Genomic DNA, 16,320 nt, shown 5'->3' with positions numbered 1-16,320 from the left:
TGTTTTTGACCGGACTTGGGAGAGAAACATGAAACACGATGCATGCATTCAACAATTGCAGCTGACCATGGAGCGCTTGCCCGAAGCCGAGCTGCGCAAGATTCTCAGCGACTATCGCGAATACATTCGCGAGGCGGTGGCCGATCAGCGCAATGAGAGCCGCCTGATCGCCGCGTGGGCGGATTCGCGGCGGACCGTTTCGATTCTTGCGCGCAAAGGCTCGCTGAGCGCTCAGTGGGCGCGCTTGGCCCGCCACGCGGTGGGCGGGATGGCGGCCGCTTGTGGCGTGATCGCGATGTACTGGTTGTTCATGCAGTGAGGAAAACCGCCGCCGCCGGCCAAGGCGGCGGCCTCTACTTGGGAAAGGGGTGCGTGATGAGGCGTGGGATAGTGCGCTTGCTGGCATTGACGGGGCTGATGGGCGGCGGAGCGGCTTACGCGGCGGAAGCGCCGATTGAAAAGCTGGTGATCAACGGCGACGCGGCCGTGCTCAAGCTGAGCGCGGACGACAAGCGGCCGTATCAGCTGGACCTGAACAAAAGCAATTGGGACGCCAAGCAGTGCAGCGCCCTGGTGCGGCGCGCAGGCGGCGTGGTCACCATCACGGTCAAGCTCAACGACAAGCTGTTGGGCAGCAGTTGCGGGTTGGAGATCGCCGGCAATCTGAAGCCGGGCAAACAGGTGGAATTGGGGCTGGCTGCGGTCAAGGGGTCGATCCGCGGCGCGTATTCGGCGATCCGGGTGGACAGCCGGGCGGTGGATCTAACGCTGGACGGCAAAGCCGCCAGCCTGTCCATGTCCGCCGACGCGATCAGGGCGCAGGCCAAGGGCGCTTACGACAAGCTGGCGCTCAAGGGGCAGGCGCTGACCTTGGGTTTCGAAGGCAGCAGCCGCGACATGGTTTTTGACGGCCAGGCGGTGAAGGCGAAGGTGAAGCTGACCGACGCCAAGCCCAGCGGCTCCTTGTCGCTGGACGCCACCACCGGCAAGTTGTCGCTGACGCTGCCCAAGTCCGCAACGCTGCAATACGAGGTGCGCGGCACGGCGGCCTCGGTGGACAGCAAGCTGCCCAGCACCGCCGGCGCGCCGCTGAAGCTGAGCGCGCGCGGGCAGGCGCTGAAAGTGGCGGTGGAGGCGGATTAAGACGCGGCCAAACAAAAACGGAGCCCGAGGGCTCCGTTCGCTTGGCCGACGAATCCGGCTCAGTAAGCGCAGACGGTGAACAACTCCAGGCCGCCGTCGCGCACCAGCTTGCCGCCGCCCAGTTCGGGTAGCTCGATGATGGCGGCGGCTTCCAGCACGTCGGCGCCCATGCGCTTCAGCAGCTTGTAGCCAGCCATCATGGTGCCGCCGGTGGCGACCAGATCGTCAATCAGGATGACGCGGTCGCCCGGCTTGCAGGCGTCGGTGTGCATTTCCACCGCGGCATTGCCGTATTCCAGCTCGTACTCCTCCTCCACCGTGGTGAAGGGCAGCTTGCCGCGTTTGCGGATGGGCACGAAGCCTACGTTCAACTCGTAAGCCAGCACCGAACCGATGATGAAGCCGCGCGCGTCCAGGCCCGCCACCAGGTCCACTTTCTCCATCATGTAGCGATGCACATAGATGTCGATCAGCATGCGGAAGGTTTTGGGGTTCTGCAGCAGCGGGGTGATGTCGCGGAACATCACGCCTTGTTGCGGCCAGTTGGGCACAGTGCGGATCCAGCCTTTCAGATAGCTGGAGTAGTCGAGATTGCTAAGGTTTTCCATGGCCTTATTGTACTTCGAAATAAAGAGAGTCGCCGCGCGCCCCACAAGAAAAAGCCCGCCGCGCAGCGCGGCAGGCTAGGAGTCCGCATCAATTATTGACGTTTCAGTGGAAGAAAGCCAGCTTGAAGATCCACAGCGCGGCGATCACCAGCACCGGCGGCTTTAGGTCGGAGAAACGGCCGGCCAGAATCTTGATCACCGCGTAGCTGATGAAGCCGAAGGCGATGCCGTCGGCGATGGAGAAGGTGAAGGGCATCGCCAGCGCGGTCATCACCGCCGGCGCGGATTCGGTCAGATCGCTCCAGTCGATCTCGGCCAGGCCGCGCGCCATCAGCACCGCCACATAGCACAGCGCGGGCGCGGTGGCGTAGGCGGGCACGGTGGCGGCCAGCGGCGACAGCCATAGCGAGGCCAGGAACAGCAGCGCCACCACCATGGCGGTCAGGCCGGTGCGGCCGCCCACGGCGGTGCCGGCGGCGGACTCGACATAGGCGGTGGTGGACGAAGTGCCCATTACCGCGCCGGCGGTGATCGCCACCGAGTCGGCCAGCAGCGCGCGCTTCAGGCGCGGCAGCTTGCCGTCCTTGTCCAGCAGGCCGGCGCGGTGAGACACGCCCACCAGAGTGCCGGTGGTGTCGAACAGATCGACGAAGAAGAAGACGAAGATCACGCCGATCAGGCCGGCTTGCAAGGCGCCGGCGATATCCATCTGCATGAAGGTGGGCGCCATGCTCGGCACCGGCGCCACCACGCCCTTGAACGGAGACAGGCCCATGGCGATGGACAGCACCGTCACCACCAGGATGCCGATGATGATGGAGCCCGGCACCTTGCGGTATTCCAGCGCCACAATCAGGAAGAAGCCCAGAATGGCCAGCAGGGTGGTGGGTTTGTGGATGTCGCCCAGGGTCAGATAAGTTTCCGGGTGCGGCGCGATCACGCCGGCGTTCTTCAGCGCGATGATGGCGAGGAACATGCCGACGCCGGCGGAAATGGCGAATTTTAGCGACTGCGGGATGGCGTTGACGATGGCCTCGCGCACGCGGAACAGGCTGACCGCCAGGAACACGATGCCGGAGATGAACACCGCGCCCAGCGCGGTTTCCCAGGACAGCCCCATGCCCTTGACCACGCTGAAGGTGAAGTAGGCGTTCAGGCCCATGCCCGGCGCCAGCGCGATCGGGTAATTGGCCACCAGGCCCATGATGGCGGTGCCCAGCGCCGCGGCCAGACAGGTGGCGACGAAGACGGCGTTCAGGTCCATGCCGGTGCTCGACAGGATCAGCGGGTTGACCAGGATGATGTAAGCCATGGTCAAGAAGGTGGTAAAGCCGGCGATGACTTCGGTCTTCACCGTGGTGCCGTTTTCTTTCAGCTTGAAGAAGCTGTCAAGGAATTGCATGGCGAAACGCGCTCCAAAGGAGATAGGTAGGAAAAAACCAGCCATTTTATTCAGCCTGAAGAGATTTACCTAAATCTTGACGTGAAAATAACTTGGCGATTAACAGCCGGTACGCGCTTATGGTATTCTGGAGAATTACTCATTTGGCAGGAAGTACCTTTCATGAGCCAGCCAACCGGTAATATTTTTATCGTGGTCGCTCCTTCCGGCGCGGGGAAAACCTCGCTAGTGGCGGCCTTGCTCCAGGCGGAGCCGTCTGTGGAACTGTCCATTTCTTATAGCACGCGCGCGCCGCGCAAGGGCGAAGAGGACGGCAAGCATTACCACTTCGTCGATCAGGCCACGTTCAAGTCCATGATCGAACGCGGCGATTTCCTCGAGTACGCGGAAGTCTACGGCAACTACTACGGCACCAGCGCGCCGTGGATACGCAGCCGCCTGGCCGTGGGGCAGGACATTCTGCTGGAGATAGACTGGCAGGGCGCCGAGCAAGTGCGCAAGGTCTTCCCCGAGGCGATAGGCATTTTCATCGCGCCGCCGTCGATAGAAGAGCTGGAGCGCCGCCTGCGCGGACGCGCCACCGACAGCGAGGAAGTGATCCGCCGCCGGCTGGCTTCCGCCCGCGCCGAGATCGACAAGATCGCCGAATACGACTACATCGTGGTCAACGACGATTTCGAGCGCGCCCGCCTCGACCTGATCAGCGTCGTGCGCGCCAATCGGCTGCGCAGCGCCATCCAATGCCGCAAGCTGGCGACGATGCTGGCGCGGATGGGACAGACCGGCTGATCCGACCGTTTGTTGGTGAGTCGACTAAAATTTAGATATAGTGATCCCTCTGGGCGTTGCCGCGGCCGCAAGAACGGCGACCGACAACGCCCTTGGCAACTTTAGGAAGAAAGAAAGCACATGGCCCGTATTACTGTTGACGATTGCCTGGACCGCATCCAGAACCGTTTCGACCTGACCCTGGCCGCCGCCTACCGCGCGCGCCAAGTGGCTTCCGGCGCCAGCCCCTTCGTTGAAGCCGGCCGCCATAAGCCCACCGTCGTCGCGCTGCGTGAAATCGCCGCCGGCCACGTCGGCAAGGAAGTTCTGAGCCGCGGCAAAGCCTGATTGCAAGTGGGTGGTGGGTTATGGCAACCGGCATTGAGGATGAAATCGACTACGACGCCCTGATCGACAGCGAAGCGCAAGCGTTTTTCGAGTCTGTCGCGCGTTATCTCAAGCCGGAGGACGTCCAGCTGTTGCGGCAGGCTTTCGAAGTCAGCCGCGCAGCGCATGAAGGGCAGACCCGCAAGAGCGGCGAACCCTACATCACCCACCCGCTGGCGGTGGCCTGCATGTTGGCCGAGTGGCGGTTGGACGTGCAGGGCCTCGCCGCCGCCTTGCTGCACGATGTGCTGGAAGACACCGGCGTCACCAAGCCGACGCTGATCGAAAAGTTTGGCAAGATCATCGCCGATTTGGTGGACGGCCTCTCCAAGCTGGAGCGGCTGGAATACCAGACCAAGGAAACCGCGCAGGCGGAAAGCTTCCGCAAAATGGTGCTGGCGATGGCGCGCGACATCCGCGTCATCATCGTCAAGCTGGCGGACCGGCTGCACAATATGCGCACGCTGGATTCGATGCGCGAGGACAAGCGCCGCCGCATCGCGCTGGAAACCTTGGAAATCTACGCGCCGATCGCCAACCGCATCGGCCTGAACAAGGTTTACCGCGAACTCCAGGACTTGGCGTTCAAGCATCTGCACCCGCATCGCTACGGCGTGTTGTCCAAGGCGGTGCGCGCCGCGCGCGGCAATCGCCGCGAAGTGGTCACCAAGATCCTGCAATCCGTCAGCCAGAAGCTGGTGCAGAGCAATATCGAAGCCACCATTAAGGGGCGAGAGAAAAACCTCTACAGCATCTACAAGAAAATGCAGGAAAAACACCTGTCGTTTTCCGAGGTGCTGGACATCTACGGCTTCCGCGTCGTCGTCAACGACATTCCCGGCTGTTATCTGGCCCTGGGCGCGCTGCACAGCCTGTACAAGCCGATTCCCGGCAAATTCAAAGATTACATCGCCATTCCCAAGGGCAATGGCTATCAGAGTCTGCACACCACCTTGTTCGGCCCCTACGGCACGCCGGTGGAGATGCAGATCCGTACCCGCGAAATGAATAGCGTGGCCGAGGCCGGCGTGGCCTCGCACTGGATGTACAAGAGCGGCGATGGCGTCAACACCGCGCAGCAGCGCACCCACCAGTGGCTGCAAAAAATCATGGACATGCAGGAGGAGAGCGACGATCCGGTCGAATTCCTCGAGCACATCAAGATCGACCTGTTCCCGGACGAAGTCTACGTGTTCACGCCCAAGGGCAAGATCATGGTGATGCCGCAGGGCGCGACCCCGGTGGACTTCGCCTACGCGGTGCACACCGACATCGGTCACCGCTGCATCGCCGCGCGCGTCAATCACGCGCTGGTGCCGCTGCGCACCGTGCTGCGCAACGGCGACACCGTGGAAATCATCACCTCCACCCAGGCCAAGCCCAATCCGTCCTGGCTGACCTTCGTGCAGAGCGGCCGCGCGCGTTCCGGCATCCGCAATTACCTGAAGAGTTTGCAGCAGGAAGAAGCGGTCGGCCTGGGCGAGAAGCTGCTCAAGCAGGCGATAGGCGCGCTGGCGGTGACGCCGTTGGCCTTGAGCGAGGAGCTGTGGGTGGAGTATCTGGCCGCTTTCGGCGAGAAGCTCGCCTCGCAGCAGGACGTGCTGGCAGACATCGGCGCCGGCAAGCTGATGCCCATCGTGGTGGCGCGCCGGCTGCTGGAGCTGGCCGGCGAGCGCTTGGGCGAGGAAGTGAAAGTGGGGCCGGTGACCATACGCGGCAATGAGGGCGGCATGGTGCAGCTGTCGCCGTGCTGCAACCCGCTGCCGGGCGACGACATTCTGGGCGTCATCACCAAGGGCCAGGGCCTGGTCATCCACCGCAAGGGCTGCCCGAACGCGCGGCGGGCGGATCACGACAAGCTGCTGGATGTCAATTGGGAAGCGCAGCGCGACCGCATGTTCGGCGTCACCGTCGGCGTGCTGTCCCGCAATGAGCGCGGCGCGCTGGCCGACATCGCCACCGCGATTTCCCAGGCCTCGGCCAATATCGAAAGCGCCGACACCCAGGACAGCAGCCGCGACGGCGACGGCCTGTTCAACATCCACTTCCGCTTGCAGGTGGAGGGCGTCGAGCATCTGGAGCGCGTGCTGAGCGCCATCCGCGTGCTGCCGGTGGTGCAGCGCGTGCAAAGGAGATGAGATGCTGAAACTCAAGATCAACGGCGAGGGCCGCGAACTGGGCGGCGTCGCCAATGTGGCCGAGCTGGTGGCGGCGCTGGGCCTTGTCGGCAAGCGCGTGGCGCTGGAAAAGAATGGCGAGATCGTGCCGCGCAGCCAGTATCCGGCCACCGGGCTGGCCGACGGCGACGAACTCGAAATCGTGGTGGCCGTCGGCGGAGGCTGAGCGGCAAAGCTGATAGAGGTGCAGGAGTGGCGGATCAACTGATCATCGCAGGCAAGGCTTACAATTCGCGTTTGCTGGTGGGAACCGGCAAGTATCGGGATTTTGAGGAAACGGCCCGGGCGCTGGACGCGTCGGGAACGGAAATCGTCACCGTCGCCATTCGTCGCGTCAACCTGGGTCAGAATGCCGGCGAACCCAATTTGCTGGACTTTTTGCCGAAAAACCGGTATAACCTTCTCCCCAACACGGCGGGGTGTTATTCCGCCGACGACGCCGTTCGCACTTTGCGCCTGGCCAGAGAGCTTCTGGACGACCATCGTCTGGTCAAACTGGAAGTGCTGGGCGATCCGAATACCTTGTTCCCCAACGTCAAGGAAACCCTGAAAGCGGCCGAAGTGCTGGTGGCCGAAGGTTTCGACGTGATGGTGTACACCTCGGACGATCCCATCATCGCCCGGGAGCTGGAGCAAATGGGCTGCTGCGCCATCATGCCGCTGGCCAGCCTGATCGGCTCCGGGATGGGGATTCTGAATCCGTGGAATTTGAAGTTGATTATCGAGCAGTCCAAGGTTCCCGTGCTGGTTGACGCCGGCGTCGGCACCGCGTCCGACGCGGCGATCGCGATGGAACTGGGCTGCGATGGCGTGCTGATGAACACCGCGATTGCCGCCGCGCAACAACCGGTGTTGATGGCCCACGCCATGAAACAGGCTGTAGAAGCAGGCCGATCGGCATATCTTGCCGGCCGGATGCCGAAACGTTTTTATAGTGCAGTACCTAGTTCTCCTAGTGAGGGGGTGATTTCTTCCGTCAAGCCGTGATGCGTAAAGCGCCACAGATTGCTTGGTCGGAACGCTTCAGACTTTTCCAAACCGCGTAAGATTGTTAAAATGCTGTTTTTTATAGCTCCAGCCACGTCTGGACGCTAGGAACTAAGGATACTAGATTCAATGCCGAACATTCGCGTTAAAGAGAACGAGCCGTTTGAAGTTGCAATGCGTCGCTTCAAGCGCGCGGTGGAAAAAACCGGTCTGCTGACCGAACTGCGCGCCCGCGAGTTCTACGAAAAACCGACTGCCGAGCGCAAGCGCAAGCACGCAGCTGCCGTTAAGCGCCACTACAAGCGCATCCGCAGCCAAATGCTGCCGCCGAAACTCTACTAAGAGTTCGTCTGGTCAGTAAGCAGGACCGCAGGCTTAGCCTGCGGTTTTGCCATTTGTAGTTCCCCGTTTGCAGACTCTGACGGCATGGGTTTTGAACGATTCAAAACCAATGTCATCAGGGTTTGACTCTCTCTAAAGTGCGCGCTCGCCGCCGGCGACGAGTGGCGGTCATCTTCCGGAAAGCAAGCAATGAGCCTCAAGCAGCGAATCAGCGACGACATGAAATCTGCAATGAAAGCGCGGGAAAGCGACAAGCTGGCGGCTATCCGCCTGTTGCTGGCGGCCATCAAGCAGAAGGAAGTGGACGAGCGCGTGGAGCTGGACGACGCCGGCGTGGTCGCCGTCATCGACAAGATGCTCAAGCAGCGCCGCGATTCGGTCAGCCAGTACGAGGCAGCTCAGCGCCAGGATTTGGCCGACAAGGAAAAATTCGAGATGGACGTGCTGATGGCCTATATGCCGCAGCAATTGTCCGCCGGAGAGATTGACGCGCTGGTGGCCAAGGCCGTCGCCGACAGCGGCGCCGCCGGCATGCAGGACATGGGCAAGGTGATGGGGCTGTTGCGGCCGCAATTGGCCGGCCGCGCCGATATGGCGCAGGTTTCCGCCTCCATCAAGGCCAAGCTGGCCGGCTAGCCGGCTTCGGGCCGCGTGTGCGGCCCGCGCCATTGGTGACCTTGTTTGATCCCTCAGGATTTTGTCGATCAGTTATTGTCCCGCGTCGATATCGTCGACGTGGTGGACCGTTACGTCCCCTTGAAAAAGGGTGGCCAGAACTATCTGGCCTGCTGCCCGTTTCATAAGGAAAAGTCGCCGTCGTTCACGGTGAGCCCGTCCAAGCAGTTCTATCACTGCTTTGGCTGCGGCGCTCACGGCTCGGCCATCGGCTTCGTGATGGAATACCAGGGGCTGGGCTTCGTCGACGCGGTGAAGCTGCTGGCCGAAGGCATCGGCATGCAGGTGCCGGACAGCCGCGCCCACGCCAACCCGGAAGCCAGCCGCGCCGCGCGCGAGCGCAAGCTGTCGCTGGAACAAATGATGCAGATGGCGGCAGGCTACTACAAACAGCAGCTGAAGTCCGCGCCCAACGCCATTTCCTATCTGAAAGGCCGGGGTTTGAGCGGTGAAGTGGCCGGCCGCTTCGGTCTTGGCTTCGCGCCGGACGGCTGGCAGAACCTGGAAGCGGTGTTTCCGGACTACCAGGACGACAAGCTGGTCGATACCGGCCTGGTCATCGTCAATGAAGAGAAGGGCCAGCGTTACGACCGCTTTCGCGATCGGGTGATGTTCCCCATCCGCAACCAGCGCGGCGCCATCATCGGCTTCGGCGGCCGGGTGATGGGCAAGGGCGAGCCCAAGTATCTGAATTCGCCGGAAACGCCCTTGTTCGAGAAGGGCCGGGAGTTGTACGGCCTCTACGAGGCGCGGCAGGCGATACGGGATAAAAACCGCGTGCTGGTGGTCGAAGGCTATATGGACGTGGTGGCGCTGGCTCAGTTCGGCGTCGCTTACGCGGTGGCCACGCTGGGCACCGCCACCACCGGCGAGCACGCGCGCAAGCTGATGCGCCACGCGGACCAGGTGTACTTCTGCTTCGACGGCGACAAGGCCGGTCAAAAAGCGGCTTGGCGCGCGCTGGAAAACAGCCTGCCGCAATTGCAGGACGGCAAGGCGCTGAACTTTCTGTTCCTGCCGCAGGAGCATGATCCGGACAGCTATATCCGCGAGTTCGGCGCCGAGGCCTTTGAAAAAGTATTGGAAGAGCAGAGCCTGCCTCTGTCCGTTTACTTCACCCGCGAGCTGTGTCGCGAGGTGAACCTGACCACGCCGGAAGGCAAGGCCGATCTGATCCGTCAGGCCGCCCCCCTTCTGGCGCAGATTGCCGCTCCGGCACTGGGCTTCATCATCAAGAAAAGACTGGCAGAACTTGCCGGTGTGGATGTCGACGAATTCGACATGTTGACGACGGGCCAAAGGAAGTCGGAGCGCAAAGGCAAGCGGGAGCACCGTTTGCCGGAGGTATCGCATCGTCCGCAACAGTCCTCCATGGTGACGCGCCTGATCAAATGGCTGCTGTTGAATCCTGGTTGGGCTGGCGATGTGCGCTTGCCGGACAGCATGGCGCTGTCCGACGAGCTTGCCTGTTTTGCCATGTTGGCCGAATGCGTGCAAGGGCACGACCAGCCGCCGAATACGGCGCAATTGATGGAAAGCCTGCGTGGCACTCCATATGAAGGGCTGGTGGATAGTGTTCTGCAGCAGGCCATGCAGGATCCGGATGAGTTCGCCGATCCCAGCGAGGAAGATAGGCAGCAGTTTCAGGACGGCGCGGCCAAGCTCCTGAAAATGCTGCATCAAACTCAGGTGGAGCGGCTAAAACAAAAGGACCGGAACGAAGGCCTGACTCCGGAAGAAGTCAGATTGCTAGGGGAATTGCTGCGGGATTTGCTGACGCCAAACGCTTGACGACGTCGCCGCCCCGGCAGATCGCAGAGTGGTCTGGCGTACGCGCCGGACTGCCGAAAGCGATGCCGCGGCGGTAGAAAGCGCCCCGCAGGGCTACACAAACAGCGTTATTTGCTTGTGTTATTATCAACTGTTTTTTTCGGCTTATTTCAAGCAGGAAGCGAAATGGCGGCCTCTCCCGAAAATCAAAAAGACGTGCAGGAAAACGAAACCGAAGTGATGAGCCTGGAAGAGCAGCGTAAACGCCTGCGCCAGCTGATCGCCTTGGGCAAGGAGCGTGGGTATCTGACCTACGCGGAAATCAACGACCACCTGCCGGAAGACGTGTCCGACGCAGAGCAGATCGAAAACATCGTCACGATGATTTCCGGTCTGGGCATCCAGGTTTACGACGAGGCGCCGGATGCGGACACGCTGCTGATGTCCGACGCCACCCCGCCGGTGGCCGACGAAGACGCCGTGGAAGAAGCCGAAGCGGCGCTGTCCTCGGTGGATTCCGAATTTGGCCGCACCACGGACCCGGTGCGCATGTATATGCGCGAAATGGGTTCGGTGGAGCTGCTGACCCGCGAAGGCGAGATCGAAATCGCCAAGCGGATCGAAGACGGCCTGAAGTACATGATCCAGGCGATTTCGGCTTGTCCGGGCACCATCGCCGAAGTGCTGGAGCTGGTTGAGCGCGTCGGCCGCGACGAAGTGCGCGTGGACGAAGTGGTTGACGGCTTCATCGATCTGAACGCGCCGTCCGAAGAGGACGCCGCGTTCGCCGAGCCGGCGGACGAAGACGAGTTGCTCGAAGCCGAGGCCGAAGAGGAAGACGAGAGCGAGGACGAGGACGGCGACGCCGCCGACGCCGCCGGCGTCAACCTGGAAGAGCTGAAGCAGCAGGCGCTGGAGCATTTCACCGGCGTGCGCATGTTGTTCGACAAGATGGTCAAGGTGCTGTCCGTCAAGGGCGCGCAGAGCAAGGAATACCTGGAGCTGCAGGACGCGATCACCACCGAGTTCATGCTGGTGCGCTTCTCCACCCGCCAGGTGGAAAGCCTGTGCGACTCGCTGCGCAGCCGCGTCAACGAAATCCGCACGTACGAACGCGACATCCAGGATATCTGTGTCAGCCGCGTGCGCATGGAGCGCGCCCACTTCATCAAGGTGTTCCCGGGCAACGAGACCAATCTTGACTGGGTGGAAGACGAAATCCATTCCGGCAAGGCCTGGGCGGAAGCCTTGACCCGCTTCAAATACGCGATCATCGAGAAGCAGACCAAGCTGTCCGAGCTGCAGGATCGCGCGATGCTGCCGATCAAGGCGCTGAAGGAAATCAACCGCCAGATGTCGGCGGGCGAGTCCAAGGCGCGCCGCGCCAAGAAAGAGATGATCGAGGCCAACTTGCGCCTGGTGATCTCCATCGCCAAGAAGTACACCAACCGCGGTTTGCAATTCCTCGATCTGATCCAGGAAGGCAATATCGGTTTGATGAAGGCCGTGGACAAGTTCGAATACCGCCGCGGCTACAAGTTCTCGACCTACGCCACCTGGTGGATTCGCCAGGCGATCACCCGCTCCATCGCGGACCAGGCGCGCACCATCCGCATCCCGGTGCACATGATCGAGACCATCAACAAGATGAACCGCATCAGCCGTCAGATTCTGCAGGAAACCGGCCACGAGCCGGATCCGGCCGAGTTGGCGGAAAAGATGGAGATGCCGGAAGAGAAGATTCGCAAGATCATGAAGATTTCCAAGGAGCCCATCTCCATGGAAACCCCGATCGGCGACGACGACGATTCCCATCTTGGCGATTTCATCGAGGACCAGAACAACCTGGCACCGTCCGACGCTGCGATGTATTCCAGCCTGAAGGACGCCACCAAGGAAGTGCTGGACACGCTGACGCCGCGCGAAGCCAAGGTGCTGCGCATGCGCTTCGGCATCGATATGAACACCGACCACACGCTGGAAGAAGTGGGCAAGCAGTTCGACGTGACCCGCGAGCGCATCCGCCAGATCGAAGCCAAGGCCTTGCGCAAGCTGCGTCATCCGACCCGTTCGGAACGCCTGCGCAGTTTCCTGGACAACGAGCCGGGCGGTCAGTGATCGGATCGCGAGACCGGGTCTAGGCCGATGGCCTGAGCCGGTTGAAAACCCCAAGCCGTCGGAATTCGACGCTTGGGGTTTTGCTTTTTGGCTGTTATAATGCGCTGCTCTGGGCCTCTAGCTCATGCTTGGTTAGAGCAGCGGACTCATAATCCGTTGGTGCGGGGTTCGACTCCCCGGGGGCCCACCAAGACTCCCGCGCAGCATGCGGCGGCGCTTGGCGCATTGATATCGGAAGCCGACGCTCAAGTCGGCTTTTTTGTTGCGGCGGCCGGGCCGCCGCGGCCTCCCTATCCGCCTTTTCTTTGGGGTTTCCCCGCCCGATCTCCATGCCGGAGAGACGTAGCTTTTAGCTATTTCCCTGCTATGCCGATGGGGAAAATCAATATGCTGCGCCATTTTAAGTTACTATCTAGCGTTTCGCGCATCATTGCGCGCTCTCATGTGGAAAAGACCGAATGCCCCAGAAGGAAAAAAAGGCGGCAAGCAGCAACGCCACATTGGCCGACAAGGTATTCCAGGAGTTGCGGCGGGACATTCTGCTGGGCGTGTACCGCCCGTCGCAGAAGCTGCTATTGCATGATCTCAAGGCGCGCTACGACGCCGGCGGCTCGCCGATCCGCGAGGCGCTGCTGCGCCTGAGCTGGTGCAAATACGTGGTGATGGAGCCGCAGCGCGGCTTTTGGGTGGCGCCGATTTCCCACCATGAGCTTTACGACATCCTGCTGGTGCGCCGAGTGCTGGCGGAGGAGGCGGTGCGCCGTTCTCTGGCGCAGGGCGACGAGGCGTGGGAGCTGGAGGTGTTGGCCAGCTATCACCGCTTGAGCCGGATAGATCTGAACGACGTGAATGTGGATTTGCAGGACTGGGCGGACCGCCACATGGCGTTTCACCTGGCCATCATCAGCGGCAGCCACTCGCCGGTGATTGTGGAGGTGATGGAGTCCTTGTACAACCGCTTGGAGCGCTATCGGCACATCTGGTTCGACCCGGCCTTGCCGACCTCCAAGCGCTATAGCGACGAGGGCGAGCATCAGGCCATCATGCAGGCGGTGCTGGCCAGAGACGCGGACCGGACGCTGCAATTGCTGGATCAGCATTATTCCCACGTGATGCAGGTGGTGGAAGGCCTGAGCACAGAGGCTTTTCTGCCCCGCTAGCCTATCCAGCCGGCTGCCCCGCCCATGCGCGCTTGGGCGGCCGGACGGGGCGAGCCCGGCGCTTCAGCGCCCGGGCCGTTTCACGCGCTTACTCCCAAATCAACAGACAGTACTGTTTCTTGCCGCGTCGCAACAGCGTGTAGCGCTGATGAAGGTGGTCGGCCTGCTCCAGGCGCGCGTCCAACGCGTCCGCCCTGGCGCCGTTGACGCTGACGGCGCCGCTTTGCAGCAGCGTGCGGGCCTCGCTTTTGGACGCGGCCAGGCCGCTGGCCGCCAAGGCGTCGACCAAGGGCGTGGACTGCCGCGGCAAGGCCAGCCGGGGCATGCCGTCTTGCGCCAGTTGGGCGAAGTCCGCGGCGCCGAGCCGCTCCACATCGTTGTCGAACAGGCTGAGGGTGATGCGCTGGGCGGCGGCGAGCGCGGCCGGACCGTGAACCAGCTCGGTCACTTGTTCGGCCAGGATGCGTTGCGCCCGCGGCTTGCCGCCGGACGCGCGGTCCTCGGCCTCGATGACCTCGATCTCCTCGTTGGACAAAAAGGTGAAGTAGCGCAGGAAGCGGTAGACGTCGGCGTCGGCCGCGCCCAGCCAGAACTGGTAGAAGGCGTAGGGCGAGCACTTGCTCGGGTCCAGCCACACCGCGTTGCCTTCGCTTTTGCCGAACTTGGTGCCGTCGCTATTGGTGATCAAGGGCATGGTCAGGCCGAAGGCCTGTTGCTGGGTCACCCGTCTGACCAGGTCGACGCCGGCGGTGATATTGCCCCATTGATCGGAACCGCCGATCTGCAGTTTGCAGCCGAAGCGGCGGTTCAGCTCCACGAAGTCGTGGCTCTGGAGCAGGCTGTAGGCGAACTCGGTGAAGGAGATGCCGACATCGTCGCGGTTGATCCGCTGCTGCACCGACTCCTTCTTGATCATGGCGTTGACCGAGAAATGCTTGCCGACGTCGCGCAGGAAGTCCAGCGCGCTCATCTGGGCGAACCAATCGTGGTTGTTGGCCATCAGGGCGGCGTTGTCGCCTTCGAAACTGAGGAAGGGCTCCACCTGGCGGCGGATCTTGTCCACCCAGCCGGCCACCACGTCCGAGGTGTTGAGTTTGCGCTCGCTGGCCTTGAAGCTGGGGTCGCCTATCATGCCGGTGGCGCCGCCGACCAGGGCGATAGGGCGGTGCCCGGCCATCTGGAAGCGCTTGAGCAACAGCAGCGGCACCAGGTGGCCGAGGTGCAGGCTGTCGGCGGTGGGGTCGAAACCGCAGTACAGGGTGACCGTTTCCCGGGACAGCAGCGCGTCGAGCGCGTCCGCGTCGGTGGCCTGCGAGATCAGGCCGCGTTGCTGCAGATCCCGGATCAGGGTCGATTGCTTCATTTCGTTTACCTCCATGATTGCGGCGCGCGGCCGTATTGGCCGCGCGTCCGGACGACGGCGCGCTTGCGCCGTCAGAACACGGGCAGCAGTCCTTGCATCACCAGGATCTGGAACAGGATGATGGCGAGGCCGGAACCGCCTATCGCCCAATGCAGGGTGCCGCCGCCGCTGACCTGGTAGCCGGGCCGGTAGTTGTCCTGGCGGCGCAGCTTGATCAGGGCCAGCGCCGGGAACAGGATGGCGAGAATCACCAGGAAGATGGCGGCGGCGCCCAGCGCGGCGATGAAGCCGCTGGGGAAAAACAGGGCGAAGCCCAGCGGCGGCAGATAGGTGATCAGCGCGGTCTGCAGCCGCTGCCGCAGGCTGTCGCCGCGTTTCAGCGTGCTGGCCATGGCGTCGAACAGGCCGAGCGAAACGCACAGATAAGAAGTGAACAGCGCGATGGACGAGAAGGCGGACAGCAGGGAGGGCACTTGCGGCGTGGGCACCAGCGCGTGGAATTCGTCCAGGAACATGCCCACCGAACCGTTATGGGCGGAGATGGCCTGAAAGCTGTGGCTGCCGTAGCGCGGCAGCGCGCCCAGCGTGTTGAACACCCACAGCAGGTAGACGCCCATGGGAATCAGGCTGCCGGCGATGAAGACATTGCGCAGCGTGCGGGGCTGGTCGCGGCCCAGGTATTTGACCATGCTGGGCACGCTGCCGTGAAAGCCGAAGGCGGTCAGAAACATGGGGATGGCGGCCAGCATGTATTTGGCCGAGTCAGTGTTTTCCGACAGGTTGCCGGTGTCGACATAGGGCTGAATGACCGCGCTGAGCGAGAGAAAGATCAGGATGTTGAGGCTGAACAGCAGTCGGTTGACCTTGTCCACCGCGGTGGTGCTGGCGAAGACGATGCCGCCGATCAGCGCGGTGAAGGCCAGCGAGACTTGGCCGGGCGACAGGGTCAGGCCCAGGTATTGGTGCAGGCCGGATTGATAGGTGGAGCCGCCGCCGGAGATATAGGCGGAGGAGAGCGCGTAGAGCAGGAGCAACAGGCTGGCGTTGATCAGATAGCTGCCCTTGGCGTTGAACAGCGAGCGGGCGATGGCGTCGAAGCCGTAGCCTTCGGGAAAGGACAGACAGACCTCCAGCAGCATCAGGCCGGTATAGGTCATCAGCGCCCAGATCAGAAACAGGGTCAGGCAGGCGTAGCCGAAGCCCATGCCGGCGGACACCAGCGGCAGCGCCAGCATGCCCGCGCCCAGCATGGTGCCGGAAATCAGCAAGGTGGCCCCGATGGCCTTGAAATTGACTTGCATGTGGAATCCTCAACCATCCTTGATGAAGAGAAGGATGCGTTCGTAAAAACCGGACAAACTCATAGTCGGTATTGGGTCTGGTAGTGAAAAAAACGCTCCCGGCCAGGCCGGGAGCGGAG

General features: G+C 62.2%; 16 protein-coding genes and 1 tRNA gene. 13 read left to right on the top strand and 4 right to left on the bottom strand.

What is annotated here, in order from left to right:
* Positions 1-28: 28 nt before the first annotated feature.
* The gene (locus ACODSD_RS03985; RefSeq protein WP_146176709.1) at positions 29-319 is read left to right on the top strand and encodes a DUF1700 domain-containing protein; all 291 of its coding nucleotides are present in this window, start codon (positions 29-31) and stop codon (positions 317-319) included.
* Positions 320-375: 56 nt separating this feature from the next.
* Positions 376-1,143 (top strand): hypothetical protein, encoded by a 768-nt coding sequence (locus tag ACODSD_RS03980; protein ID WP_227104896.1) that lies wholly within the window; start codon positions 376-378, stop codon positions 1,141-1,143.
* Positions 1,144-1,202: 59 nt separating this feature from the next.
* On the opposite strand, the gene ACODSD_RS03975 is transcribed toward ACODSD_RS03980, so the two are convergent.
* Positions 1,203-1,751, bottom strand: coding sequence for an adenine phosphoribosyltransferase (locus tag ACODSD_RS03975; RefSeq protein WP_019103866.1), 549 nt, complete (start codon positions 1,749-1,751; stop codon positions 1,203-1,205).
* A gap of 103 nt (positions 1,752-1,854) precedes the next feature.
* Entirely contained in the window at positions 1,855-3,153 is a 1,299-nt protein-coding gene (locus ACODSD_RS03970) for an NCS2 family permease (RefSeq protein WP_107800536.1), read from the bottom strand.
* A 162-nt stretch (positions 3,154-3,315) separates the two neighbouring features.
* On the opposite strand from ACODSD_RS03970, the gene gmk reads away from it, so the two are divergent.
* From gmk to ACODSD_RS03915, 11 genes are all read left to right on the top strand, one after another.
* The gene (gene gmk / locus ACODSD_RS03965; protein ID WP_107800535.1) at positions 3,316-3,942 is read left to right on the top strand and encodes a guanylate kinase; all 627 of its coding nucleotides are present in this window, start codon (positions 3,316-3,318) and stop codon (positions 3,940-3,942) included.
* A 120-nt stretch (positions 3,943-4,062) separates the two neighbouring features.
* A complete protein-coding gene (gene rpoZ, locus ACODSD_RS03960) occupies positions 4,063-4,269 on the top strand; it encodes a DNA-directed RNA polymerase subunit omega (protein ID WP_019103869.1) in 207 nt (68 codons plus the stop codon).
* A gap of 20 nt (positions 4,270-4,289) precedes the next feature.
* Positions 4,290-6,446 (top strand): RelA/SpoT family protein, encoded by a 2,157-nt coding sequence (locus ACODSD_RS03955; RefSeq protein WP_107800534.1) that lies wholly within the window; start codon positions 4,290-4,292, stop codon positions 6,444-6,446.
* A 1-nt stretch (position 6,447) separates the two neighbouring features.
* On the top strand, positions 6,448-6,651 hold the full coding sequence (gene thiS, locus ACODSD_RS03950; protein WP_255701199.1) for a sulfur carrier protein ThiS: 204 nt from the start codon (positions 6,448-6,450) through the stop codon (positions 6,649-6,651).
* A gap of 26 nt (positions 6,652-6,677) precedes the next feature.
* Positions 6,678-7,472, top strand: coding sequence for a thiazole synthase (locus ACODSD_RS03945; protein ID WP_488876830.1), 795 nt, complete (start codon positions 6,678-6,680; stop codon positions 7,470-7,472).
* 129 nt (positions 7,473-7,601) lie between these two features.
* The gene (gene rpsU, locus ACODSD_RS03940) at positions 7,602-7,814 is read left to right on the top strand and encodes a 30S ribosomal protein S21 (protein ID WP_039756346.1); all 213 of its coding nucleotides are present in this window, start codon (positions 7,602-7,604) and stop codon (positions 7,812-7,814) included.
* A gap of 189 nt (positions 7,815-8,003) precedes the next feature.
* Entirely contained in the window at positions 8,004-8,450 is a 447-nt protein-coding gene (locus ACODSD_RS03935) for a GatB/YqeY domain-containing protein (protein ID WP_107800531.1), read from the top strand.
* Between the two features lie 45 nt (positions 8,451-8,495).
* Positions 8,496-10,280 carry a DNA primase gene (gene dnaG / locus ACODSD_RS03930; RefSeq protein ID WP_107800530.1) on the top strand — a complete coding sequence of 595 codons (1,785 nt, stop codon included), beginning with the start codon at positions 8,496-8,498 and terminating at the stop codon, positions 10,278-10,280.
* A 165-nt stretch (positions 10,281-10,445) separates the two neighbouring features.
* The gene (gene rpoD / locus ACODSD_RS03925; RefSeq protein WP_107800529.1) at positions 10,446-12,377 is read left to right on the top strand and encodes an RNA polymerase sigma factor RpoD; all 1,932 of its coding nucleotides are present in this window, start codon (positions 10,446-10,448) and stop codon (positions 12,375-12,377) included.
* A 111-nt stretch (positions 12,378-12,488) separates the two neighbouring features.
* Positions 12,489-12,567: transfer RNA gene (locus tag ACODSD_RS03920), tRNA-Ile, on the top strand.
* 268 nt (positions 12,568-12,835) lie between these two features.
* On the top strand, positions 12,836-13,537 hold the full coding sequence (locus ACODSD_RS03915) for an FCD domain-containing protein (protein ID WP_107800528.1): 702 nt from the start codon (positions 12,836-12,838) through the stop codon (positions 13,535-13,537).
* Between the two features lie 88 nt (positions 13,538-13,625).
* On the opposite strand, the gene tyrS is transcribed toward ACODSD_RS03915, so the two are convergent.
* Together tyrS and ACODSD_RS03905 are read right to left on the bottom strand one after the other, a co-directional pair.
* Positions 13,626-14,900, bottom strand: a complete 1,275-nt coding sequence (tyrS, locus tag ACODSD_RS03910; RefSeq protein ID WP_227104890.1) for a tyrosine--tRNA ligase — start codon at positions 14,898-14,900, stop codon at positions 13,626-13,628.
* 71 nt (positions 14,901-14,971) lie between these two features.
* Positions 14,972-16,201 carry an amino acid permease gene (locus ACODSD_RS03905; protein WP_235086655.1) on the bottom strand — a complete coding sequence of 410 codons (1,230 nt, stop codon included), beginning with the start codon at positions 16,199-16,201 and terminating at the stop codon, positions 14,972-14,974.
* Positions 16,202-16,320 lie beyond the last annotated feature (119 nt).

Source organism: Chromobacterium sp. FG22, from assembly GCF_057809415.1.
Note: the sequence above shows the minus strand (reverse complement) of the source record. Positions and strands in the feature narration are given on the sequence as shown.